Source organism: Bacillus sp. ME78 (genome assembly GCF_903970865.1).
GTDB classification, from domain to species: domain Bacteria; phylum Bacillota; class Bacilli; order Bacillales; family Bacillaceae_G; genus Bacillus_A; species Bacillus_A cereus.
Window position 1 is genome coordinate 362,703 of the sequence record NZ_CAJCKK010000001.1, and the last position, 22,546, is coordinate 385,248.

A 22,546-nucleotide genomic window follows, 5' to 3' on the forward strand; every position below is an offset into this window, starting at 1 on the left:
TTCAATAAAAAGCGGCTGCTCTGGATATACAAAAAATTATTTCCAAAGAAATATTATATAGGGATTTTTAGAGGGATTACATTTACATTTAGTTGTCTATTTTTATTTCTAGCAGCCGGGATTTGGTTTGTTGATTGGAACAAGTTGTTTTAAACAGTAACATGAGGGTTACTGTTTTTTTCTTTGTAATAAAGAGCTTTGTAAAGAGAGCGCTTTTTGTTCTGCTGTTAATAAGGAATGAATATGAACGTTTTCTGGACGAGGGACTATTGGATACATAAGATTTGTTGGAGAAGGGTGGTGCTCCGAACCGGTTGGAGAATGAGGATCTGCATGAGTAAGTTTTCCATGAATACGTCTTGTAAATAAAATATGACCGATTTCGTGAGCGAGCGTATATATATTTTTCATAGGGGCAGCCGAATTTGTTAAAACGATATAGCCAGTAAGTTGCTGTTGTTTTGCTAAAGAATAAGCGCAGGCAATTACTGCTGTTTCTTTGAAATAATCACTGCCAATATAACAAATATAAAGGTCGCATTCAGGAGCTTCATTTACACATGTTTGGAAAAAGGATGCCAACTTTTCTTGACTTTGAATGGAATTTTTATAACTGATTTCACGGTCAAAAAAACGGAAAAGTTCATTTAATACAATTACTTCTTGAATTTGAAATGTAATGGGGTGCCAAATTGATTCTGCAACAGCTAAATCTTTTGCGATGCGGTCATCAGAAATATCGGCGCCGGGAGTAATGCAAATACATATATTGACGTATGGATCCATAAGGAACACCTCAAATGAAAAAAGTTCTTCCTATAATATATGTGGGAAAAAGATGTCATGTATGGATAAACGCCTTCTTTATTGAATATATAGATGACAAGTCGAAAAAATTTCATAGTTCTATAACATGGTATGGTCGTCTTTTTGATATAGTAAAGGAAAGGGGGAGAATATATGTATACATTAAAAATCGTTTCAGACAGAGAAGCACTTTATCAATTTGCGAGTTATGTAAGAGTTGTACAAGGGGTTGAAGATGTATATGTAGAGGTGGGAGAACCTTTATATGAACATCCTTTAATGAAGTTTTATGTACATATTAAGCTGAAAGAAACATATGAGCAGCATAAAGCGTTACAGGAAATAGCAAGATTAGTAGAATTGGGTCGTTTTACATATGTCCATTATCGTAATGATGAAATTGAGGAAGCTTTTGAAGCTGTAAAATATGAAAGTTTTAAGAAATAAAGATGAAAAAACGGAGGCGAAAGCTTCCTTTTTTTCTTTAAAATTACATGAACAAAAAGAGAGAAATTTTGTTATGATAAGGGAGGTTAGGGAAAGGGGAATTTACATATGGGGTATATTGAAGAGTTACGAAAAGTCGTTGGTACAAGACCGCTTATTCTCGTAGGATCAGCAATCATTATATTAAATGATAATCAAGAAGTATTGCTTCAATATCGTTCAGATACATATGATTGGGGTGTACCTGGCGGGGCGATGGAACTGGGTGAAACGACAGAAGAAACGGCACGTAGAGAGTTATTTGAGGAAACGGGGTTAACTGCAAAAATAATGCAATTTCTTGGTGTTCTATCAGGAAAAGAAGTATATTTCCGTTATCCGAATGGCGATGAAATTTTCAATGTCATTCATCTGTATCAGGCACATCATGTGAGCGGGGAATTAAAGCTCGATCATGAAGGGTTGAAACTTCAATATTTTCCAGTAGATAAGTTGCCAAAATTGAATGAAACGACAGAGAAAATTTTGCAAAAGTTTTTATATGCACTGACAGAATAGAAGGTTAATTCCTTCTATTTTTATTATATTAAATATTTTGATTTTTTAGTATGTTTATAGTATGATAGTTGTAGATATACATCTTATGGAATTTCACCTAAAAACTGACTAGGGTACATAAGAGAGGGGCAAGTACAAAATGCATAATGTTGTTATTACAGCTGCAGTTCGTTCGCCAATTGGAACTTTTGGAGGAGCGCTAAAAAATGTAACGCCAGTAGAATTAGCTGTTCCTGTACTTCAGGAAGCTGTAAAACGAGGCGGGGTAGAACCACATGAAGTTGATGAAGTAATTTTAGGTCATTGTATTCAAAGAACTGATGAAGCAAATACGGCGAGAACAGCTGCATTAGCGGCAGGATTTCCTGACACAGTTACGGGATATACAATCCAACGTCAATGTTCTTCAGGTATGCAAGCAATTATGTCAGCTGCAATGCAAATCCAATTAGGTGTAAGTGATGTTGTTGTTGCAGGTGGAGTAGAAGCGATGAGTTCGAGCCCTTATGCATTGAAACAGCACCGCTGGGGACAACGTCTACAGCACGGAGAAATTCGTGACACGGTGTGGGAAGTGTTAGAAGATCCGATTCACCATATTATGATGGGTGAAACAGCGGAAAATTTAGTTGAACAATATGAAATTACAAGAGAGGAACAAGATGAAGTTGCTCTTCGCAGTCATACATTGGCACTGAAGGCAATCGAGTCTGGATACTTTGACGATCAAATTGTTCCTATTACAATAAAAGAGCGTAGAAAAGAAGTTGTATTTTCGAAGGATGAACATCCACGTGCAGATATTACAGCTGAAAAATTAGCTGGATTGAAGCCGGCATTCCGTAAAGATGGATCAGTGACTGCGGGAAATGCATCTGGCCTTAATGACGGGAGTGCAGTTCTAGTATTAATGAGCGAAGAAAAAGCGAAAGAAAAAGGTTTACAACCGTTAGCTAGAATTGTTGGATATTCAGTAGCTGGAGTAGATCCAAAAATTATGGGTATTGGGCCAGCACCAGCAATTCGTAAAGGTTTAGAAAAAGTAGATTGGTCATTGGAAGATGCAGATTTACTTGAAATTAATGAAGCTTTCGCGGCTCAATATTTAGCTGTAGAGAAAGAGTTAGGCTTAGACCGTGAAAAAGTGAACGTAAACGGTAGTGGCGTAGGACTTGGGCATCCAATTGGTTGTACAGGGGCTCGTATTACGGTAAGTTTAATTCACGAATTAAAAAGACGTGGGTTAGAAAAAGGAATTGCCTCTTTATGCGTCGGTGGCGGTATCGGGGTTGCCTTATTTATAGAAGCACTATAAAAAAGAAGCAGCTATTGCTGCTTCTTTTTTTATGACTCAAATAGATGATGAAATAATCGATCACGATTTTCAAAGAAAAGTTTCGTCGTTTGATAATGCTCGGTTTCTTCTAATGTGGATTCGTGAATCCCCTCTTGTGTTAAAGAGTATATAGTAGATTCAGGGTAAGCCATTAAAATAGGAGAATGCGTCGCAATAACAAATTGTGAACCTTGTTCCGCTAGTTCATGCATTCGAATGAGCATGGAAAGTTGTCTCATAGGTGATAGAGCGGCCTCAGGCTCATCTAAAATGTATAAACCTTGTCCTGAAAAACGGTTCATAAATAAGGAAAAGAATGATTCACCATGTGATTGCTCGTGAAGTGAAACGCCGCCATAAGATTTTATAGCATCTATTTCATCAATATAAGAAGCAACGTTATAAAAAGATTCAGCGCGAAGAAAGAAACCGTCGTTTGGTGTATTGAAACTTTTTGAAATTCGAAGGTATTCATGTAAAGATGAATGTGAATCGTTTGTGCTAAAGCGGAAATTTTTCGTTCCACCTTCTGCATTAAAACCTAACGCAATTGCAATTCCTTCAAGTAATGTTGATTTACCCGTTCCGTTTTCTCCAATAATGAATGTTACATTTGGATGGAAAGCTAGTGATTGTAATGTTCGGATAGCGGGTAAGCAGTAAGGATATGCGGAAAAACTAGGGATATTTTCTTTTTTTAATGTGACATTTTGTAAAAAGGGTACGTCAATCAATATATAAACCTCAATTCATAACGGATTTTGAATCTAAAAAGGCAGCAAATACAAGTGTTAATGACACCTGAATCCCTTCCTTATTTTCTGAATATTTTATGTGGATTATATCATTTAAACTATCATATTCCAATGTGAAAATAAATATTGCATGAAGATCTATTCTCTCGTTATGATAGATGGTATTCTATTGAAAATGTGAGAAGGAGTTAAAGTATGCCGTTTACATTTGCACATCCAGCAGCAGTTCTTCCTTTTGCGAAAAAGCATTCTAAATATATGTCAGTAACGGCTCTTATATTAGGTAGTATGGCGCCTGACTTTGAATATTTTTTACACTTTAGACCGTATGGTGTTATTGGGCATACGTGGCTTGGGTTCTTATATTTAAATTTACCACTTGTCTTCTTATTAGCATGTATATATCATTACGTCTTAAAAAAGCCTTTTATAACACATTTACCTAAACCATTTGCTGGCTACTATACATATGCAATAGACAAGAGATGGGGGCTTCATACATGGGAGGATCTTTTTGTATTTTGTTATTCAGCATTATTCGGTATGTTAACGCATGTTGTTTGGGATGCATTCACTCATAAGACAGGCTATTTTGTTATGAAAATACCATTATTGCAAAGAGAATGGTACGGTATCCCTGTTTATAAATATATGCAACATGGAAGTACATGTATTGGTTTTCTATTATTAGTATACGTTTTATGGAAGTATAGAAATGGGATGGGTAAAGATCTTATTTTAGCTTCGGAAAAAAGAAAGTATTGGATTTCAGTAATTGTTGTGGCAACTATTATATTTATCGTGCATGCGTTCCTAGATCCCTATTTTCATATTTTCCAAATTGGAGGTATAATAGTATCTGGACTGACAAGTTCATTTTGTGGACTTTTCATTGTTTCTATAGTTTACAAGGCAAGGGACTAATTTTATATTCATGAATGATAGTGTTAGGAGAAATGAAATGATGAAAGCATGGAAAAGTATTTTTGTTTTATGTAGTTTTCTTCTTATGTTAAGTGGTTGCTTCCATCAAGAAGAAAAGAAAGCTGAACCGAAGAAGAAAGAATCTATTCCTGAAACGAAAGAATATGGTGGGCGTGAGCTGAAAAAAGTAGGACAAAAAGTGAAAGAAACAGGATGGGGTACTTTCAAGTTAGAGCAGATGCACTCTGTGAATCAAACATTTGAAGTAGCGCCAATGAAAATTCACGTACAAGATGTGAAAGTAATCTCTTTATCACAGATGAGTGAAAAGGCAAAAAATACATTGAAAGTATACACGGCACTAACTCCTGAAGAAGTAAAACGTAGATTAGGGGATAAAGTAAGCCAAGAAGATGCAGAGTTATATGCATCGCTAAGTGGAACAGAGATTAGTAATACAATTCGTTACGTTGAGATTACATATAAAGTGGAGAATAGCGGAAATAAAAATATGCAATTTTTCTCTATGAATGATGTTATGATTAATGGTAAGCAACATTTTAAAGTAGCGACTCAAAACTTTTTATATGATGAAGATACGTTAGTTGGTACAAAAAATGTGTCAAGAGAAGACTATAAGCCTGGTGAAACAAGAGATGGTATTATTGGTTTAATACTTGACGATGGAAAAGACAAAGTAAAGGATATTCAGTTTACAACTGATGATTTACTTGCAGGAGATTCTGAAACACAAGATGTTGTAAAAGAGTCACAAACGTTTAATATCTCACTTTCGGAGTAAGGTGTTTTTAAAATAATGTAAGAAAAACAGTCAGCACTCAAATATTATGCTGACTGTTTTTTTATTTCTTTTATGTATGAATCTACATTTTGAAAAGGCACCTTAATTTTAAACGCATCTTTTTGTTCATTAAATTGCTTTTCATTGTAGGGACCGAAACGTTTATTGTGCTTTACGTCAATAATCCAATAATGTTCACTTTTTTTATTTGCAATTGCTGCGTCAGGGTTATTTGGATCTGATTTTTCCTCAGTTTGTTTTGCAATAATGTATTTATCATCCCAAGCAATGTCTGTAATTTTTGCAGGGATGTATTGTGTGGCATATACAGCATCTTGCGAGGGGAAAAGTTCAAATGCATTTCCAGAAGTACGTATGAGTTCGTATTCATCGTTAACCGTATAAGTTAAGTGACTTGTGTTTCCTGCACAACCAGTTAATAGGAAGGCGACGAATAGGATTATCCATTTTTTCAATATGGGAACCTCCTTTATAATGCTATTGTAACAAATTGTACAAGAAAAGTAAGAGAAACGCTAGTTTACAATGTTTTTTAGAAGTGGTACGATGAGACGGGTAAAGAAGGATATGAAGGAGTCGACATAAAATGAAGTTAAAGATGCATCGTCCAGCGCTTGTAATGAATCGCATAGGTGCTTCCCTAATTGACATGTTTTTAATCTCGGTTATGTATGGTGCAGTAGTAGCTATTATGACCGGAAACTATAGTGCTATGTTTAAGCGCTTTAATATAAGCTTAGGTGATTTTAGATATGATTTCGCAGTAGTTTTCATATTAATGGCGATATATTTTATTGTGTTACCCTTTATTTGGAACGGTGTTACACTTGGCAAAAAGGTAACAAGAATAAAATTAATTTCATTGAAGAGTGAAAAGCTAACGTTGCAAACATTAATTATAAGATTTTTTGTAGTGTTATTACCCAACGTATTGCTATTAGGAATTCCATTAATATGTAACGTATATATGATGTTGTTCCGCAAAGACAATTGCGGTTTTCAGGACTTAATTACAAAGACGAAAATAATAAGTCTTGTATAATAAAATAAAAAAAGACCCTTTTTATATATAAAAAGGGTCTTTTTTTATTTTATAAGTATATTGTGAATATTTACAGTGAGGAAAAGCTAAAATGTGTCATTTCTATTTATAATAGATTGAAAATTAAGATAATGGTATAATAATTAAAAATAATATCTTTATCTCACCATTTGGGGCTGATTAAAGTTTTACTTTATATAATAAGGGGGAAGTTGAGATGACAGGAGGTAGCATAATTTTTTGGGGCATTCTCATTTTTATTGGTCTAGTTCTTGATCAGCGTAAGAGTAAGAAAAAAGAAGGATAAAAGTAAACGCTTACAAATTGAATAGCAATTTTTCTTGCTTGCAGAATAATCTCATAAAGGAGTATACTGAATGACGGTAAGACTTATAGAAGGGGTAATGAAAATGAAGCTTGCAGGAAAAGTTGCTATCGTAACTGGCGGTGGCATCGGTATTGGACGTAATACAGCTCTTTTGTTGGCTAAACAAGGCGCAAAAGTAATTGTGACGGACATTGATCAAGAAAGTGGACAAGCAACAGTGGAGGAAATTACGAATCTAGGCGGAGAAGCCCTTTTTGTATTCTATGATATGGAAAAGCAAGGAGATTGGCAACGCGTTATTAGCATTACTTTGAATGCATTCAGTCGCATTGACATGCTTTTTCAAAATGCTGGTTTATATAAAATAGATTCTATTTTTTCTCGCCAACAAGAGAACGATTCCAATGTACTTTGTATTAATGACGTTTGGATAGAGATAAAACAATTAACGTCATCTTTTATGAAACAGCAAGAAGAAGTGGTGCTTAGTGATTTACCGATTTTCGGTATTATTGGCACGAAAGGACAATCATTTCATACAGTAGAAGCCCTAGTATAATAATGAAAACCGCCCTCAATATATGTGGACGGTTTTTTTGTATGTTATATAGAAGGAAATTTTTTTAGCGAATACGTTGTTCTGTTTGGCTGTCAAAGAAATGCGCTTTATTTAAATCAAATGCCAATTTAATTTGGTCTCCAGGTGAGAATATATGTCTTGCATCAACACGTGCTGCAAAATCTTGATTTCCAAGTTTCATATATAAAATAGATTCAGCACCTAACAATTCAGCAACTTCAATTTTTGTTGTGAAAGTAGTAGATTGTGAAGCTTCTAAAAATAGTAGTTCATCATGAATGTCCTCCGGGCGAATACCTAAAACAATTTCCTTATTTACATAGCCTTGTTCACGTAGCATCTTCATTTTTCCTTCAGATACTTTGATTTTTATAGTATTGTCTATAACGAAATCGGTTTCAGTCAATTTACCACGGAAGAAGTTCATCGCTGGTGACCCGATAAATCCACCCACGAAAATGTTTTCTGGTGTTTCATATACTTCTTTTGGTGTTCCAATTTGTTGAATCTTTCCATCCTTCATAACGACAAGACGCGAAGCCATAGTCATTGCTTCTGTTTGGTCATGTGTTACATAAATTGTTGTTGTTCCAAGGCGATGATGTAGCTTAGAAATTTCTGAGCGCATTGCAACACGGAGTTTAGCATCTAAGTTTGATAATGGCTCGTCCATTAAGAAAACTTTTGCATCTCGAACGATTGCTCTACCTAACGCAACACGTTGGCGCTGTCCACCTGATAATGCTTTCGGTTTTCTATCTAAATATTGTTCAAGTCCTAAAATTTTTGCTGCATCTTTTACACGACGATCGATTTCATCTTTTGGTATTTTTCGAAGTTTTAATCCAAATGCCATATTATCATATACACTCATATGTGGATAAAGAGCGTAGTTTTGGAATACCATTGCGATATCTCGATCTTTTGGAGGAACATCATTCATTAGTTTACCATCAATTGAAAACTCGCCTTTTGAAATATCTTCGAGTCCAGCTACCATTCGTAACGTTGTAGATTTTCCGCATCCAGAAGGACCGACAAATACGATAAATTCTTTATCTTGAATGTGTAAATTAAAATCAGTTACAGCTGTTACGTTATTATCATATATCTTATAAATGTTTTCTAATTTAAGTTCTGCCATGGTATTTCCCCCTAGAAATAATTATGCAAACGTTTTCTTTGAGTTCATTATAAACGAATAGATTCAAAAAATAAATAAAAAAATAAAACGTTTTCATATATTGGAGAATTATTAGTGATTTTCGCGTTTTTTCTTAGAAAAAGAACAATAAAAATTGTAAGCGCTATTTTAAATTGAGATAGAATCTGTTATCATTCATTAATGAAAACGTTTGCGCCTTAAAAAAGAGAAAAATGAATTATGAATGAAATGGGGTAGCATAATGGAAAAACAATGGTGGAAAGAAAGCGTAGTATATCAAATTTATCCTCGTAGCTTTATGGATAGTAATGGTGATGGTATAGGAGATCTTCAAGGGATTATTTCAAAGCTAGATTACTTAAAAGAGTTAGGGATTGATGTGATTTGGTTATCACCAGTCTATGAATCTCCAAATGATGATAATGGTTACGATATAAGTGATTATTGTAAAATTATGAACGAGTTCGGAACAATGGAAGATTGGGATGAACTATTACATGAAATGCATGAACGTAATATGAAATTGATGATGGATTTAGTTGTTAATCATACATCTGATGAACATAATTGGTTTATTGAATCACGTAAATCAAAAGATAATAAATATAGAGATTACTATATATGGCGTCCTGGAAAAGAAGGGAAAGAACCGAACAACTGGGGAGCTGCTTTTAGTGGATCTGCATGGAAGTATGATGAAATGACGGATGAATATTATTTACATCTGTTTTCTAAAAAACAACCGGATTTAAACTGGGATAATGAAAAGGTAAGACAAGATGTTTATGAGATGATGAAGTTTTGGTTAGAAAAAGGAATTGATGGATTCCGCATGGATGTTATCAATTTTATTTCTAAAGAAGAAGGGTTACCAACAGTTGAAACAGATGAAGATGGTTATGTTTCAGGTCATAAACATTTTATGAACGGTCCAAACATTCATAAATATTTGCATGAAATGAATGAGGAAGTATTATCGAATTATGATATTATGACGGTTGGTGAAATGCCTGGTGTAACGACAGAAGAAGCCAAATTGTATACTGGAGAAGAACGAAAAGAGTTGCAAATGGTATTCCAATTTGAACATATGGATTTAGATTCAGGAGAAGGTGGAAAGTGGGATGTAAAACCATGTTCACTTCTTACTTTAAAAGAGAATTTAACAAAGTGGCAAAAAGCATTAGAGCATACTGGATGGAATAGCCTTTATTGGAATAACCATGATCAGCCTCGCGTTGTATCTCGTTTTGGTAATGATGGAATATATCGCATTGAATCTGCGAAAATGTTGGCGACTGTTCTTCATATGATGAAAGGAACGCCATATATTTATCAAGGTGAAGAAATCGGAATGACGAACGTTCGATTCCAATCAATTGATGAATATCGAGATATTGAAACGTTAAATATGTATAAAGAAAAAGTGATAGACCATGGTGAAGATATAGAAAAAGTAATGGAATCTATTTATATAAAGGGTCGTGATAATGCTAGAACTCCGATGCAGTGGGATGATCAGAATCACGCTGGATTTACAACGGGTGAGCCTTGGATTACTGTAAATCCTAACTATAAAGAGATTAATGTGAAACAAGCAATCCAAGATGAAGGTTCAATTTTTTATTACTATAAGAAATTAATTGAGCTACGCAAAAATAATGAAATAGTTGTATATGGATCATATGATTTAATATTAGAGAATAATCCTTCTATTTTTGCTTATGTAAGAACATATGGAGACGAAAAACTACTTGTTATTGCAAACTTTACTGCGGATGAAAGTGTATTTGAAATGCCTGAGGATATTAGTTATAGTGAATCAGAATTATTCATACACAATTACGATGTAGAAATCGGATTGATAGATAACATTACATTACGTCCGTATGAAGCGATGGTATTCAAATTGAAATAAGAAAAATCCTTATGCCACCTTGGCATAAGGATTTTTTGGGTTACCATTTTAATATGGAGAATCCATATGGAGGAAGTGTAACTTGTAATACACTTGCTTCTGCTGAAAATTCTTCATTTGTATAAATGTTAATTATTTTCTTACCAGTAACATGAAGAGGGAGTGAAACTGTAACTTCACTATTAGTAGGGTTTAAAACGAAAAAGATAGTTTCATCCTCATATGTTTTCGTATAAGAAATATAATTATGTTCATCATTTGCTTCGATGAATTGAAAAGTACCATGTCCTCCAAAAGCTGCATGTTGTTTTCGTAATGAAATCAATGTTTGTATATGTGTAAATAATGCATGATCTTGTTCTTTAGTATCCCAAATCATACATTTACGGCAATCGGGGTCCATACCACCATCCATGCCGATTTCATCTCCGTAATAAATACATGGAGAGCCGATGAAAGAAAGATGGAATACATAGAGCAATTTCAACTTATTTTTATCTCCATTGCATGTTGTTAAAATTCTTGGAGTATCATGGCTATCTAATAAATGAAAGGCTGCTTCATTTACATTCATAGAGTAGGAATGTAGAGATTCTGTAATTTGCTTCATAAATTCACTTGCTTTAATGGAATCGTTAGCAAAGTAAGAAAGTAGAGCGTTTGTAACAGGGTAGCTCATGACAGCATCAAATTGATCGCCTTGTAGCCACGGAAGGGCATCGTGCCAAATTTCTCCCAAAATATATACTTCAGGATTTAATGTCTTTATTTCAGTTCGGAATTCTCTCCAAAAGTTGTGATCGACTTCATTTGCGACATCAAGGCGCCAGCCATCTATATTGAATTCTCGTACCCAATAACGTCCTACTTCAAGTAAGTATTCTTTTACATCTGGATGAGCTGTATTTAATTTAGGCATATACGGTGTAAAGGCGAAAGTATCATAATTGGGAAGTGGATCGGTTATAATTGGAAATTCATGAATGTGGAACCACTCTTTATATGCAGACTTCTCACCGTTCTCTAGAACGTCTTGAAATTTCTCGAAAAAGTATCCACTATGATTAAACACAGCATCGAGCATTACTTTTATACCGTGTTTATGACATTCTTCAATGAGCTCTTTAAAAGTTTCTTTCGTCCCAAATTGTGGATCAATTTCCATATAGTCAATTGTGTCATATTTATGGTTTGAATGAGCTTTGAAAATAGGTGTGAAATATATTCCGGAAATGCCAAGCTTAACAAGGTAATCAAGGTTTTGAATAACACCAGCAAAATCCCCGCCGAAAAAATTAGTTGGAGTTGGATTCGTACTTCCCCAAGGAAGGGTGTTTTCTGGATTCAGCGTACTATCGCCATTAGCGAATCGTTCAGGGAAAATCTGATACCAAATGGTGTCTTTAATCCACGATGGTGCTTTGAATACATCATCTGCATGAATAAATGGAAAACAAAAAAAGTTACCAACATCATCATTTGGAATGTTAGAAAAGAATCCTCGCTCTGTATAAATAAGAGTGTCTGTTTCAGATTTTAATTCAAACCCATAACGTAAGCGCTTAAATTTTGGTTCGATTGCAATGGACCAATAATCAAATAATGCAGTAGAACCCGTTTTTTTCATTGGTGTACTTGCTGATATCCATTTCCCGTCTTTCCATTCGTAAGGATCACCGTAAATAAGATCGGCGCTTTGAACATCATCTCTCTTAGTACGTATTCGGATGTGAATTGTTTGTTCATCGTAAGCGTATGCATAATTATCTTTCGGCCTATGATAAATGGCTTCTTTAAACATATAGAAAATCCCCCTTCAATATCTCTATACATAGTATTCCCTTAAGTGTAATAATAAAGCCTGTATTGCAAACGATTGCCTTTCTTATAGCTTTAATATTGCTTATAAGAGTAGTATTCATTTCATATAAAGTCAATGTATAAAGAGTATAATGACATAATTTTTAAATTAATATTTGCAAAATGAATAAAAGAATGTATAATGATAGACAAATAGCGCAAACGTTTTCATAGACTTGAGATATTGTTTGCGCTTCAATTAAACTATTAAATGCAAACGTTTTCAGTTACTGAGGTACATAGACAATTTAGGGAGGTTTTTGGGATGAAGAAAGCATTATCATTATTAACGGTTTCAGCATTATCTATTGGTATGTTATCTGCATGTGGACCGAAAGATTCAGGGAAAAAAGAGGAAAGTAAAGCGAAAAAAGACTATGATCTTCTTGTTTGGGAAGATGAGAAAAAAGGTGTGGGTCTAGAGCCAGCGGTGAAAAGTTTTGAAAAGAAATATAATGTGAAAGTAAAAGTTGAAGAGGTTCAGATGACGAAACAAATAGAAAAACTTCGTCTCGACGGTCCAGCTGGCACAGGGCCAGATGTTGTAACATTGCCACATGATCATATTGGTAATGCGGTAACAGAAGGGCTACTTTCAGAAGTGAAAGTAGATGATACAGTAAAAAGTAAATTTACAGATTTATCAATAGAAGCACAAACATATAACGGAAAAATATATGGTTTACCAAAAGCGATTGAAACACCAATCTTTATTTATAATAAAAAAATGATGCAAAAAGCGCCGGAAACGATGGATGAACTGTTTAACTTCTCAAAAGACTTTACGAAAGATGGAAAATACGGATTTTTAGCACTAGGAGATAACTTCTACTTTGCTAATGCATTTATGGCAGGTATGGGTGGTTATGTATTTGGTGAAAAAGATGGAAAGCCAAATGCAAATGATATTGGATTAAATAATAGCGGTGCGGTACAAGGTGCTGAATATATTCAAAAATGGTATAAAGAAAAGTTATTCCCGAAAGGTATTATCGGTGAATCTGGTGGTTCAGCTGCAGATGGATTATTTAATGAAGGAAAAGCAGCATCTATTATGAATGGTCCATGGGCATTCCAAGCGATGGAAAAGGCTGGAATAGACTATGGTGTTGCTCCAATGCCGAAATTACCAAATGGTCAACCGATGAAAACGTTCGTTGGCGTAAAAGGATGGCATGTAACAAGCTTCTCTAAACAAAATGATTTAGCTACAAAATTTACTGAGTGGGTTACAAATGAAGAAAATGCTAAAATTCGCTTTGAGAAAACGAAAGAAATTCCACCAGTAAAATCAGTAATGGAAGATCCAATCATTAAAGAAAATGAGGCTGCAAAAGCGGTTGCGACACAATCTGAAAATGGAATTCCAATGCCAAATATTCCAGAAATGCAAGAAGTTTGGAAACCAGCTGGAGATGCGCTTCAATTAGTTGTATCAGATAAAGAAGCACCAAAATCCGCACTTGATAGTGCAGTGAAACAAATTAAAGGTAATATTGAGGCAAATCATAGTAAGAAAAAATAAGGTGAAATTCGTGCCTCTAATATGAGGGGCACGAATTCTCTCCCTTCCATGTAGGAAGAAAAAAGGGGGAAGGAACATGCAAACATCTATGGAACCTGCAAAGGGGTTAAATGATTCAAAGCATAGGAAAGTGGCAACCATGTTATCAATCATTCCAGGCGTGGGCCAAATGTATAATAAACAATTTGTAAAAGGTCTTATTTTTCTAGTATTAACAGGTTCATTTATTGTAGCCTTTGCTGATTTATTAAATATGGGATTATGGGGCATTGTAACGCTCGGTACAGAAGTTCCACGTGACCATTCCGTCTTTCTATTAGTAGAAGGGATCTTGGCACTTATCGTTATCGCTTTTGGGCTTGGCATATATGCATTTAACTTATATGATGCATATCAAAATGGGAAGAAACGTGATATTGGAACACCGTTAAATTCTGTAAAAGAGCAATACCGTAATTTGTTAGATCAAGGCTTTCCTTATTTAATGGTTTCACCAGGTTTTCTACTACTTATCTTTGTTGTCGTATTTCCAATCATCTTCGTAATTTTAATTGGATTTACAAACTATGATTTATATCATTCTCCTCCAGCTAAATTAGTAGATTGGGTGGGCTTTAAAAACTTTATTGATATTTTCACATTACCGATGTGGAGAGATACATTTTTAAGTGTATTTTCTTGGACTGTCATTTGGACATTCGTTGCAACAACATTACAAGTTGCACTTGGTATTTTTTTAGCGATTATCGTAAATCAGCCTGGTATTAAAGGTAAGGCAATTATTCGAACAATCTTTATTTTACCGTGGGCTGTTCCAGCATTCGTATCTATTCTTGTATTTGCTGGTATGTTTAATGAAACATTTGGAGCAATTAATAACCAAGTATTAGCTTTATTCGGGATTGAAAAGATTGCTTGGATGACAGACCCGTTTTGGTCAAAGATTGCTTTAATTATGATTCAAACGTGGCTTGGTTTCCCGTTCGTCTTTGCGATGACAACAGGTATACTGCAATCGATTCCAGGAGAATTATATGAAGCGGCTACAGTAGACGGAGCAACTGCTTGGCAACAGTTCCGCAAAATTACATTGCCACTTGTGTTATATGCAACAGCGCCAATATTAATTACGCAATATACGTTTAACTTTAATAATTTTAGTATTATTTATCTATTTAATAACGGGGGACCTGCTGTGTCTGGACAAAATGCAGGTGGAACGGATATTTTAATTTCATGGATCTATAAGTTAACGATGACTTCGGCTCAATACGGCAAAGCAGCAGCTCTTACAATGATTTTATCGTTAATCGTTATTACAGTTGCGTTATGGCAATTTAAGAGAACAAAATCATTCCAAGAAGAGGATATGATGTAAATGAATATTAAACGACAAAAGATGCTACGTCTTTCATTAAGTTATTTAGTTATCTTCATAATGTGTGCGATTGTTTTCTATCCATTACTATGGATAATTGGCTCATCGTTTAATCCAGGTGATAGTTTATCTGGGTCAAGTATTATTCCGAAAAATGCCACATTAGATCATTATCGCAAGCTACTTGATCTCGATTCAAGTAATTACTTACTTTGGTATAAAAATACTTTGAAAGTTAGCGTAATGACGATGATTTTCTCTGTACTAGCCATTAGTTTTACTGCTTATGCATTTTCGAGATATCGTTTTGTTGGAAGAAAGAATGGTTTATTAACATTTTTAATTCTGCAAATGATCCCGAATTTTGCAGCGTTAATCGCACTATATATATTAGCTCAGTTAACAGGATTACTTGATACACACCTTGCATTAATTTTAATTTATGTGGGCGGAGCAATTCCGATGAATACATGGCTTATGAAAGGGTATTTTGATACGATTCCGAAAGAGTTGGATGAATCAGCTCGAATGGATGGAGCAGGGCATTTCCGTATTTTCTGGCAAATCATTATGCCACTTGCAAAGCCAATCGTAGCGGTTGTAGCATTATTTACTTTCATTGGTCCATTTACAGATTTCATTTTAGCGAGTATTATTTTGCGAACACCAGAAAATTATACTTTAGCAGTTGGATTATATGAAATGGTTGCAAAAAAATTCGGTAATGAATTTACAACGTTTGCAGCGGGTTCAGTGTTAATTGCGATCCCGATTTCAATTTTATTCCTATCACTACAAAAATATTTTGTTTCCGGTTTAACAGCTGGAGGTACAAAAGGATGAAAAATGGGACATTACGTCCCATTTTTCTTTTCATCTCCCTATAAATAACTTTATAGGGAGATGAAAAGAGATTTGACATCACATGTGAAAAGAAGTGAAATAAATAGTATATTATAGTATAGGAAAAAATAGCTATATCCCTTACAATACATGAAGAGGGAGAATAGGATTAGTTTTGCAAGATATAAGAAATGAAAGTTTATGACTTGCAATGAATGCGAGATAAAATATATGAAAAATGACAGAGAAATGAGAGGAGGGGGATTTTTATGACAGTTACAATTAAAGATGTGGCGAAGCAAGCGAATGTTGCACCATCAACAGTTTCTCGTGTAATTGCTGATAATCCAAGTATAAGTGAAAAGACAAAGCGCCGTGTTAGGAAAGTGATGAGTGAATTAGGGTATCATCCCAATTTAAATGCGAGAAATCTTGCGAACCAAACGACGAAAACACTTGGTCTTGTTATGCCAAGTTCTGCAAGTAAAGCTTTTCAAAATCCATTTTTCCCAGAAGTTATAAGAGGGATTAGTTCATTTGCACACGTAGAAGGTTATGCGCTTTACATGTCGACAGGTGAAACGGAAGAAGAAATTTTTAATGGTGTCGTAAAGATGGTACAGGGACGTCAAATTGGTGGCATTATTCTTTTATATTCAAGGGAGAATGATCGGATTATTCAATATTTACATGAACAAAATTTCCCGTTTGTTTTAATAGGAAAACCATATGATCGAAAAGATGAAATTACATATGTAGATAATGACAATTATACAGCTGCAAGAGAAGTGGCAGAATATTTAATTTCATTAGGGCATAAGCAAATCGCATTCATTGGTGGTGGATCAGATTTACTTGTAACGAGAGATCGTTTAGCTGGTATGAGTGATGCCTTGAAATTAGCAGACATTGTATTACCCAAAGAATATATTTTACATTTTGATTTTTCGAGGGAAAGTGGTCAACAAGCCGTTGAGGAATTAATGGGACTGCAGCAACCGCCGACGGCAATTATGGCAACGGATGACTTAATTGGACTTGGTGTGTTAAGTGCGCTTTCTAAAAAAGGATTCGTTGTACCGAAGGATGTTTCTATTGTAAGCTTTAATAATGCTTTATTATCAGAAATTGCGAGCCCTCCACTTTCGACAGTTGATGTGAATATTTATCAGCTAGGATATGAGGCAGCAAAAGCTTTAGTTGATAAAGTAGAGAATGCAGAATCCACTGCAAAGTGTATCATTATTCCTCATAAATTACTAAAACGTCAAACTTGTGATCATTATGCAGAAAAAAGCTAAGAGTTTAACTCTTAGCTTTTTTCTTTAGAAAGGCTTCTAATCGGTCGCAGCCTTCTTTTAAAGTTTCGATACTATATGCATAGGACAAGCGAAGGTAGCCTTCACCGTATTCAGAGAATGCTGTTCCAGGAACTACAGCTAGTCCAGCTTCTTTGACAAGATCAAGTGCAAAATCAAATGATGAAGATGTCAAATGACCAACATATGGGAATAAGTAAAATGCACCTGTTGGCTTTTCAACTGCTAATCCCATTTGAGTGAGTCTATTATATACGTAATCACGGCGTTTTTTATATTGGTGGCGCATCATTTTGGGTGCGTCTTTAGCAGCTGTTAATGCTTCAATCGCAGCGTATTGAGCGATTGAAGTAGCACACGTTACATTGTATTGATGAACTTTTAATATATGTCCTGCTAAATAGCTTGGTGCGAATAAAAGTCCAACACGCCAGCCAGTCATAGAATGTGATTTAGATAAACCGTTAATGACAATTGTCTTTTCACGCATTTCTGGGAAATGAGCGATAGATGTATGCTTTTGTTCATACACAAGCTCGCTATAAATTTCATCTGAAAGGACGAAAATATTTTTATCTTTTAAAACATCTACAATATCTTTTAATTCTTCTGTGGATAAAGTTACACCAGTTGGGTTAGAAGGATATGGTAGTACGATACATCTTGTTTTTTCTGTAATAGCATTTTTTAGCGCGTCAGCTGTTAAACGGAATCCAGTTTCACGAACATCTACAAAAATGGGCGTTGCACCGCATAATCGAATAATAGGTTCGTAACCTGGATAAATAGGAGCAGGTAAAATTACTTCTGTTCCTGGCTCTAAAATCGTTCGGAATGCAACATCAATCGCTTCGCTAGCACCAATTGTAACGATGGTTTCGTTTTCAGGTGAGTAATGTAAATCGTAGTTATCTTTTACGAAGTTACAAGCTGCCTTACGTAATTCTAGTAAACCAGCGTTATGTGTATAGCTTGTATAGTTTTCTGTAATAGCCCGTTTTGCCGCTTCTTTTACGAGAGAAGGTGTAGGGAAATCGGGTTGTCCGATTGTTAAAGAAATCAAATTATCATAGTTTTGAATCATGTTAGAGAATTGACGGATTCCAGAAATTTGGATATCCTTCACTCTAGGGTTAATGAATTGTTCCATTGTATCTCCCTTTCTTCCGTTTGAAAATTAAGTTCATTTTATCATATTTTCTATGATTGCGCTTTGTATATGTAATTTAGAAAGAGAGAGAAAAGAGAAAAAAAGCCGCTATAAGCGACTTTTTAATATCCGTATTCCCAATCTATTTCATCTTCATTCCAGAGTACAGAGGATACCTTGCCAAGGTGAACAACTGATTCGTTCACAGCACATGTGCAATCTTCATCTCCTGCTTTATGCTGTAACTCTTCATATACTGATTTTTCAACATTTTCTAGAACAACCAAATTTTCTTCTTTTAAAACAAGCGTAGTACCCGCCATATTTATCTTCCTCCTACTAAAGTAATGATCACTTATTTGTAAACATAGATAGTATGGATTATATGCTGTATTTTGCTATAGTTGTCCGTCTAAAAAAGTATTTTTAAATTTTCTTTGTAATCCGTATTCATTGTATACTGTACGAAGGAAATTTGGTACAGGGTTTACAATCATTTCGAAAATCTGTAACAATTATTATGAGTTGTTAACAAAGAATTAACAAATATGTTAAGAAAAATCAAAATTTTAAAACAAATAAACCTATAAAATGATATAATCATATCAAAATACATATAGGGGATGAGAGGTTATGGAGCTTATCCGTGATTTGTTGATTCAAATTGCCATCATAATTTTACCACTATTTTTATATGAAGCGATTCGTTTAAATCGCTATCAAGAAATGCCTCCGAAGCCAAATCGTTACTTTATTATGTTTTTATCTAGCGTTACGCTCGTTCTCTCCATGACATACTCTATTTGTTTTGGCAATGTGTGTGGGTATAACTTTCACCCAATTCCAATTGTCAGTGGTTTTTTATATGGTGGGATTGTTGGTTTAATCCCAGCGGTTATTTTTGTTGCATATGAATGGTTACTAAAGGGAATGAGCTTTCTTCCAGTTTTAGAAGTAACATTTCTATTGATAGTTCCGCTATTTTTATCAAAGAAATGGTCTCTTTTTTCAAGAGATAAGAAATTAATTTTAGCATTTATGATTTCATCATTTTATGTGCTTGTTTCTTTAGTATTAGGCATGATTAATGTTCTTTTGGAAACAGGATTTACACCGTATATTTCGCAAATATATAGCGGATTTATATTTGCCTCGCTTATCATGGTCATGACAATGGTATTTCAGGTGTATTTAACTGAATATTTAAATGAAAATGCATTGCTACGTACAGAGATGCAAAAATCAGAAAAGCTTAATATTGTAAGTGAGTTAGCAGCAAGTGTGGCACATGAAGTTCGAAATCCACTTACTGTTGTTCGTGGATTTATCCAATTGCTAGAAAGTACGGAAGATGTGAAGAATAAGGATTATATGCGTCTCGTATTAGCTGAATTGGATCGGGCGGAACAAATTATTTCAGATTACTTGAATTTAGCAAGGCCGCAAATTGAGAAAAAAGAACACATTTGTTTATCAGCCCAATTAATAGAAATGACCACTCTTATGTCGTCATTTGCAGCGATGCAAGGTGTATATTTACAAGTTGAAATTTCAGAAAGTCTTTATACGATTGGTGATAAGACAAAATTGAAGCAAGCTATTATGAATGTTGTTAAAAATGGTATTGAAGCAATTCAAGGAAATAAAGGATATTTAAAAGTAACAGCTATTCAAAAAGACGAAACAATCATAATAAGAGTTAAAGATAGTGGTGTTGGTATGACGAAAGAACAGTTAGCAAGGCTGGGGCAACCATATTATTCTTTAAAAGAAAAAGGGACAGGATTAGGGCTTATGGTAACATTTAGTATTTTACAAGCGCATAATGGTACATTGGAATATAAGAGTGAAAGTGGAAAAGGCACTGAAGCAATTATTATATTACCAGCTGTACAAAATAAGGAATAAAAGTTACCGATGGAAGGTAACTTTTTATTTTATATTGTTTATTCATTTGTTTTTTCTTGTTTTGCTCGGCTAAATAAACTTTTAAATGATTGAAAGAAGCTTTGCTCTTTTGAGGCAGCGACCATTCTTTTTGTTTCTTGAATTTCTCGAATAACTTGCATAAGCTGTGCATCACGATTACTGTCCTTGTTATAAATTTGACTAACCAGTTTATTCATTTTTTCTTCTTGTTTGGATTCTCGTTTATACATATGATTCATTAATAAGTCCATTTTTTCTTTTTGCAATGCATCTGTTTGAGCGGCGTGCTCGACTAACTCTTGAAGCATTTTTTCTTGAGAGCCTTCTTTTACATACACTTGTTGCATCAATTCATCTAGTTTCTCATCCTTTAAACGATTTTGTGTAATTAGAGTAGAATTTTGATGAATAATTGCTTCATTTAATTGAGCTAGCATTTCAAGTTTCAACATGAACTCCTCAAAGTTACGCCCATCTTCTTTTTCTTTCGGTTGTATCTCTTGCTTATCTTGTATAACTGGTACAGGTGGGGCCTCTTTTTCTTTTAAAATAATCGGTATCGTTTCTGAAATATCTTCTTGTAATGTGGCAGCTCTTTCATGTATAGATTTCAATAGTTTTAAATCATCAAGTTTATAAATACGAGCATCAGCTGTTTTAGAAATCATATAACCATGTTCCTCTAACAGTTGACTATATTTGCGGACTATATGTTTTGGGATGCCTGTTTTATTCGTGACATCTTTCGTTTTATAGGTAGCTTCCATGATATTTCCTCCCCAAAAAGTATCGTATATATCATTTCAATCTTTTATGAGGACTTCCTTTGAAAAAGAATGTCGGAAGGCTATTAGTTTTCTACAGCATTAGTGAAAAAATGAAATTTTTTGGCGGAATGGCAAGGAATAACTAAAATAATGTCTGAAAACATATACAGGAGAAGTTTGTTATAATAACTGAGGAAAAGAAACTGGTAGAAACATGGAGGTATACATGAAGCAATTAAAAGGTATTATCATTTCAATTATTGCAATTCTGTCTATTTTAGTAGCAGTTTATGAAGTACTTGTGCCAGAGGAAACAAGTGTAAAGAAAACGAATACGTATGATCAAGTGTTAGAATTTCCGAAAGAACGTTATCCAGAGACAGGAAAACATATTACGGATGCTATAAAAGAAGGGCATTCAGAAGTTTGTACAATCGATCGTGGTGGTGCTGCAGATAGAAGGAAATTGTCGTTAGCACCGTATCCATCAAAAAAAGGGTATGATCGTGATGAATGGCCAATGGCGATGTGCAAGGAAGGCGGAAAAGGAGCACATATTGAATATATAAGTCCGGCGGATAACCGGGGAGCAGGCTCTTGGGTAGGGAATAAGTTAGATAAATATCCAGATGGTACGCGTGTGAAATTTGAAGTGAAGTAGTATTTGTACATTTCATAATGAAGGAGAAGGGGAACTATGGAGTTAACAATTTCTTATTCGCAATTAATGTTGATGAACTATGACGGTGAGCAGCCTTATGTAGACTGGACGGATGAAGATTTTGAAAGAGGTTATGCTGAGGCAGAGGGAACTGTTATTTTTGAAGCACTTTCTGATTATACTTGTGAAGTGAAAGTGACCCCAGGGAAACATATTGAAAAAGAAGAAGTGGTTAGAACGATTACGGTTCCTTTTACGGTTGAAAATGAAAGTATCGTTATAACGAGTATTCTTTCAAACAAATTTCAAATATCTATTCCAAATGGTGAGTATACAGTTGTCTTACAAGCAATTCCTCTTGAAGAGCCAACGGATGATGAATTATATAAAATACAATACGAATTCTTCTTTGAAAGTAAAGAATAAAAAAT

The 22,546-nt window shown here is 34.6% G+C and carries 24 protein-coding genes and 1 pseudogene; 17 read left to right on the plus strand and 8 right to left on the minus strand.

What is annotated here, in order from left to right; translation table 11 throughout:
* Positions 1–9: 9 nt before the first annotated feature.
* Positions 10–153, plus strand: a pseudogene (locus H6481_RS02040) (DNA-binding protein); the annotation flags it as partial.
* A 15-nt stretch (positions 154–168) separates the two neighbouring features.
* On the opposite strand, the gene H6481_RS02045 reads toward H6481_RS02040, so the two are convergent.
* The gene (locus H6481_RS02045) at positions 169–786 is read right to left on the minus strand and encodes a hypothetical protein (protein ID WP_000371605.1); all 618 of its coding nucleotides are present in this window, start codon (positions 784–786) and stop codon (positions 169–171) included.
* A gap of 174 nt (positions 787–960) precedes the next feature.
* On the opposite strand from H6481_RS02045, the gene H6481_RS02050 reads away from it, so the two are divergent.
* The 3 genes from H6481_RS02050 (at position 961) to H6481_RS02060 (ending at position 3,127) form a co-directional block, all read left to right on the plus strand.
* Complete coding sequence (locus H6481_RS02050; protein ID WP_000288330.1) at positions 961–1,254, plus strand: DUF3928 family protein; 294 nt, start codon at positions 961–963, stop codon at positions 1,252–1,254.
* A 108-nt stretch (positions 1,255–1,362) separates the two neighbouring features.
* Positions 1,363–1,812 (plus strand): NUDIX hydrolase, encoded by a 450-nt coding sequence (locus tag H6481_RS02055; protein ID WP_000540529.1) that lies wholly within the window; start codon positions 1,363–1,365, stop codon positions 1,810–1,812.
* Positions 1,813–1,951: 139 nt separating this feature from the next.
* On the plus strand, positions 1,952–3,127 hold the full coding sequence (locus H6481_RS02060) for an acetyl-CoA C-acetyltransferase (RefSeq protein ID WP_000552078.1): 1,176 nt from the start codon (positions 1,952–1,954) through the stop codon (positions 3,125–3,127).
* A gap of 29 nt (positions 3,128–3,156) precedes the next feature.
* Here the strand turns inward: H6481_RS02060 and H6481_RS02065 are convergent, their stop codons facing one another.
* Positions 3,157–3,882: an AAA family ATPase gene (locus H6481_RS02065; RefSeq protein ID WP_000568001.1), complete on the minus strand. Its 726-nt coding sequence runs from the start codon at positions 3,880–3,882 to the stop codon at positions 3,157–3,159.
* 216 nt (positions 3,883–4,098) lie between these two features.
* Between H6481_RS02065 and H6481_RS02070 the strand changes: the two genes are divergently transcribed.
* Both H6481_RS02070 and H6481_RS02075 read left to right on the plus strand, forming a co-directional pair.
* Positions 4,099–4,827 (plus strand): DUF4184 family protein, encoded by a 729-nt coding sequence (locus H6481_RS02070; RefSeq protein WP_053563719.1) that lies wholly within the window; start codon positions 4,099–4,101, stop codon positions 4,825–4,827.
* Between the two features lie 37 nt (positions 4,828–4,864).
* Entirely contained in the window at positions 4,865–5,629 is a 765-nt protein-coding gene (locus tag H6481_RS02075; RefSeq protein ID WP_000973900.1) for a hypothetical protein, read from the plus strand.
* A gap of 44 nt (positions 5,630–5,673) precedes the next feature.
* On the opposite strand, the gene H6481_RS02080 is transcribed toward H6481_RS02075, so the two are convergent.
* Complete coding sequence (locus tag H6481_RS02080; protein WP_000758789.1) at positions 5,674–6,105, minus strand: DUF3997 domain-containing protein; 432 nt, start codon at positions 6,103–6,105, stop codon at positions 5,674–5,676.
* Between the two features lie 131 nt (positions 6,106–6,236).
* Between H6481_RS02080 and H6481_RS02085 the strand changes: the two genes are divergently transcribed.
* The 3 genes from H6481_RS02085 (at position 6,237) to H6481_RS02095 (ending at position 7,579) form a co-directional block, all read left to right on the plus strand.
* Positions 6,237–6,692, plus strand: a complete 456-nt coding sequence (locus tag H6481_RS02085) for an RDD family protein (RefSeq protein ID WP_000769080.1) — start codon at positions 6,237–6,239, stop codon at positions 6,690–6,692.
* Between the two features lie 217 nt (positions 6,693–6,909).
* Entirely contained in the window at positions 6,910–6,999 is a 90-nt protein-coding gene (locus tag H6481_RS02090) for a hypothetical protein (RefSeq protein WP_000145638.1), read from the plus strand.
* 70 nt (positions 7,000–7,069) lie between these two features.
* Positions 7,070–7,579 carry an SDR family NAD(P)-dependent oxidoreductase gene (locus H6481_RS02095; protein WP_000218413.1) on the plus strand — a complete coding sequence of 170 codons (510 nt, stop codon included), beginning with the start codon at positions 7,070–7,072 and terminating at the stop codon, positions 7,577–7,579.
* A gap of 64 nt (positions 7,580–7,643) precedes the next feature.
* Here H6481_RS02095 and ugpC read toward each other — a convergent pair whose 3' ends face one another.
* Complete coding sequence (gene ugpC / locus H6481_RS02100) at positions 7,644–8,744, minus strand: sn-glycerol-3-phosphate ABC transporter ATP-binding protein UgpC (RefSeq protein ID WP_000818934.1); 1,101 nt, start codon at positions 8,742–8,744, stop codon at positions 7,644–7,646.
* Between the two features lie 262 nt (positions 8,745–9,006).
* Between ugpC and malL the strand changes: the two genes are divergently transcribed.
* Positions 9,007–10,683: an oligo-1,6-glucosidase gene (malL, locus tag H6481_RS02105; protein WP_000415171.1), complete on the plus strand. Its 1,677-nt coding sequence runs from the start codon at positions 9,007–9,009 to the stop codon at positions 10,681–10,683.
* A 40-nt stretch (positions 10,684–10,723) separates the two neighbouring features.
* On the opposite strand, the gene H6481_RS02110 is transcribed toward malL, so the two are convergent.
* Complete coding sequence (locus H6481_RS02110) at positions 10,724–12,484, minus strand: alpha-glycosidase (RefSeq protein WP_000471774.1); 1,761 nt, start codon at positions 12,482–12,484, stop codon at positions 10,724–10,726.
* Positions 12,485–12,808: 324 nt separating this feature from the next.
* Here H6481_RS02110 and H6481_RS02115 point away from each other — a divergent pair, with 324 nt between their 5' ends.
* From H6481_RS02115 to malR, 4 genes are all read left to right on the plus strand, one after another.
* A complete protein-coding gene (locus H6481_RS02115) occupies positions 12,809–14,068 on the plus strand; it encodes an extracellular solute-binding protein (protein WP_000709931.1) in 1,260 nt (419 codons plus the stop codon).
* Between the two features lie 76 nt (positions 14,069–14,144).
* On the plus strand, positions 14,145–15,446 hold the full coding sequence (malC, locus tag H6481_RS02120) for a maltosaccharide ABC transporter permease MalC (RefSeq protein WP_001194982.1): 1,302 nt from the start codon (positions 14,145–14,147) through the stop codon (positions 15,444–15,446).
* Entirely contained in the window at positions 15,447–16,289 is an 843-nt protein-coding gene (gene malD / locus H6481_RS02125; RefSeq protein WP_001022603.1) for a maltosaccharide ABC transporter permease MalD, read from the plus strand.
* Between the two features lie 269 nt (positions 16,290–16,558).
* Positions 16,559–17,590 (plus strand): maltose operon transcriptional repressor MalR, encoded by a 1,032-nt coding sequence (gene malR, locus H6481_RS02130; protein ID WP_016512354.1) that lies wholly within the window; start codon positions 16,559–16,561, stop codon positions 17,588–17,590.
* Positions 17,591–17,594: 4 nt separating this feature from the next.
* Here malR and H6481_RS02135 read toward each other — a convergent pair whose 3' ends face one another.
* Together H6481_RS02135 and H6481_RS02140 are read right to left on the minus strand one after the other, a co-directional pair.
* Positions 17,595–18,758 carry an aminotransferase A gene (locus H6481_RS02135; protein ID WP_023522939.1) on the minus strand — a complete coding sequence of 388 codons (1,164 nt, stop codon included), beginning with the start codon at positions 18,756–18,758 and terminating at the stop codon, positions 17,595–17,597.
* Between the two features lie 122 nt (positions 18,759–18,880).
* Positions 18,881–19,081, minus strand: coding sequence for a hypothetical protein (locus tag H6481_RS02140; RefSeq protein WP_000929276.1), 201 nt, complete (start codon positions 19,079–19,081; stop codon positions 18,881–18,883).
* Positions 19,082–19,391: 310 nt separating this feature from the next.
* Here H6481_RS02140 and kinB point away from each other — a divergent pair, with 310 nt between their 5' ends.
* On the plus strand, positions 19,392–20,666 hold the full coding sequence (kinB, locus tag H6481_RS02145) for a sporulation sensor histidine kinase KinB (protein ID WP_000420372.1): 1,275 nt from the start codon (positions 19,392–19,394) through the stop codon (positions 20,664–20,666).
* Positions 20,667–20,704: 38 nt separating this feature from the next.
* Here kinB and H6481_RS02150 read toward each other — a convergent pair whose 3' ends face one another.
* Positions 20,705–21,454: a DUF3967 domain-containing protein gene (locus tag H6481_RS02150; RefSeq protein WP_000388467.1), complete on the minus strand. Its 750-nt coding sequence runs from the start codon at positions 21,452–21,454 to the stop codon at positions 20,705–20,707.
* Positions 21,455–21,680: 226 nt separating this feature from the next.
* Here H6481_RS02150 and nucA point away from each other — a divergent pair, with 226 nt between their 5' ends.
* Positions 21,681–22,115 (plus strand): DNA-entry nuclease, encoded by a 435-nt coding sequence (gene nucA, locus H6481_RS02155; RefSeq protein WP_000811494.1) that lies wholly within the window; start codon positions 21,681–21,683, stop codon positions 22,113–22,115.
* Positions 22,116–22,151: 36 nt separating this feature from the next.
* Positions 22,152–22,541 (plus strand): competence protein ComJ, encoded by a 390-nt coding sequence (locus tag H6481_RS02160; protein ID WP_000424024.1) that lies wholly within the window; start codon positions 22,152–22,154, stop codon positions 22,539–22,541.
* Positions 22,542–22,546 lie beyond the last annotated feature (5 nt).